Genomic DNA, 2035 nt, shown 5'->3' with positions numbered 1-2035 from the left:
GAACAGGATCGCCGCAACTGCGGTGAAAAAGAGGATTGGCATCATGGCGTGTTCCTTTCTTGTCGATGATCAAACTGGAGCGCGAACGCCGCTGCCGGACGGCAACGGGTGAGGATGAGTGCGCGATCGGCGCAAGACGCCCATCCTGCGAGGCATCGCGTCAGTTGTGGCCGCAGCAACAGCCGGAATTGTCCGGTTTGCCTTCGACGATCTCCGCGCCGCGCGGTTCGGCCTTGGCTTGCGGCTGCGCGCCGACCTTGCCACCGCAACATCCCGTCGGTTTCCGCGTGGCCGTATATTGTGTCTGTGAAGTTGAATGGGCGTTCATTTGGGCCTCCTTTTGTTTGCCTTCATCCAGTAGACGTTGCCGGACGAAAAACATTACAGGGATTGGAATTCTGCCAGGCCGCCCTGCTCTGCCCCCTGAAAGCCGGGCCGCTCTCGGCCGGAGACTCCGGTATGCGATTCCCTGGCCGAGACAGGAGCGAAGAACGATGAAGGCATCGAAGTTCACGGACGCGCAGAAGGCGTTCGTCTTGAAGCAAGCGGAGGAAGGCGTGCCGGTGGGCGAGATCTGCCGGAAGGCGGGCATCAGCCAGGCGACGTTCTACAGCTGGCGCAAGAAGTTTGCCGGAATGACGCCGCCGGAGATGCGTCGGCTGAAGGCGCTTGAGGATGAGAATGCGCGGTTGAAGAAGCTGGTCGCCGAGTTGAGCCTGGACCGGGAGATGTTGCAGGACGTCGTGCGCCGAAAGCTCTGAGACCTGCCCAGAAGCGGGTGCTGGTGGCGACGGTCCAGGTGGACTGGGGCGTTTCCGAACGGCGGGCGTGTACGGCCCTGCTGGTCAATCGCTCCACCTGCGAAGGTTGGGACGTGAATCACAAGAAGGTTCACCGTGTTTACAAGGAGTTGGGTTTGCAGCTGAGAAACAGGAAGCCGAAACGACGGGTCAAGGCGAAGCTACGCGAGGATCGTGCCGAGGCGACCGCAAGCAACGACGTTTGGGCGATGGACTTCGTGCACGACCAGCTCGCCACGGGCCGAAGACTGCGTGTGCTGACCGTCATCGACACCTGGTCGCGGTTCTCACCGGTCGTCGATCCCCGCTTCAGTTACCGCGGCGAAGACGTGGTCCGAACGCTGGACGAAGCCTGCGCCCGCGTCGGCTATCCGAGAACGATCCGCGTCGACCAGGGCACCGAGTTCGTGTCCCGCGACCTCGACCTCTGGGCCTGCCAGCGCGGCGTCACCCTGGACTTCTCGCGCCCCGGCAAACCCACCGACAACGCCTTCATCAAGGCGTTCAACGGCAAGTTCCGGCAGGAGTGCCTCGACGCCCACTGGTTCATGAGCCTTGCCGACGCCCGCGAAAAGATGGAGAGTTGGCGCAGGTTCTACAACGAAGACCGACCCCACAGCGCGATCGGCTACAACGCCCCGATCTTGCTGATGAACGACGCCGGTGCCTCCGGCCCGCTGGCGTGACAAACCCCGGATTTTCCAGGTCCGGGCGGCCCAAGATTCGGGGCACGTGCACCACGAAGATCGCATTTTCAAGCTCGGTGGTGATGCCGGCGAGAAAGGTAAGAAACAGGATCAGCGTTTCACTTCTGCTGCTACGCAAGATGTGGCGGATTTCGCGGAAACTGATCAGCCGCCAGGCCACATAGATGATGATCCCCGCCATAGCCGGTTTCGGGATCCTCTGCCGGGTCCGGATCCTTCACCTGGTCCGCGATGAACGCCGAGTCCGGGGCGAAAACGGCGCTACCAGATATGCGGGGAGCCTGCGGCTCGACACTGTCAGAGCAACTCGGCTTGAAGCGGGGCGGGGGGCTCGCCAGCGTCCGCAGATGACGAAAACGTAGCCCCTTCAGGTACTTCAGGACCATCCCCGAGATCATCCGCCTGGCGGTCCTGCTCTACGTCCGGTTCCCGCTCTCGCGCTGGAATATCTAGGACCTGCTGCACGAGCGCGGGATCGACGTGAGCCACGCGGCGGTCCGGTACTGGTGGCACCGCTTCGGTCCCGTG

At 62.6% G+C, this 2035-nt stretch carries 2 protein-coding genes and 1 pseudogene; 2 read left to right on the top strand and 1 reads right to left on the bottom strand.

The window, feature by feature from the left end; genetic code table 11:
* Positions 1-160: 160 nt before the first annotated feature.
* The gene (locus GE300_RS21960; RefSeq protein ID WP_154449694.1) at positions 161-328 is read right to left on the bottom strand and encodes a hypothetical protein; all 168 of its coding nucleotides are present in this window, start codon (positions 326-328) and stop codon (positions 161-163) included.
* Between the two features lie 166 nt (positions 329-494).
* On the opposite strand from GE300_RS21960, the gene GE300_RS21955 reads away from it, so the two are divergent.
* Positions 495-1486, top strand: a protein-coding gene (locus GE300_RS21955; protein WP_154449693.1) for an IS3 family transposase whose coding sequence is annotated in 2 segments (ribosomal slippage) — positions 495-756 and positions 756-1486 — 993 coding nt in all. Because the reading frame shifts where the segments join, the coding sequence is not laid out codon by codon here.
* Between the two features lie 405 nt (positions 1487-1891).
* Positions 1892-2035, top strand: a pseudogene (locus GE300_RS21950) (IS6 family transposase); the annotation flags it as partial.

Source organism: Halovulum marinum, from assembly GCF_009697225.1.
Lineage (GTDB): Bacteria > Pseudomonadota > Alphaproteobacteria > Rhodobacterales > Rhodobacteraceae > Halovulum > Halovulum marinum.
This window is presented reverse-complemented; position numbering and strand designations above follow the sequence as displayed.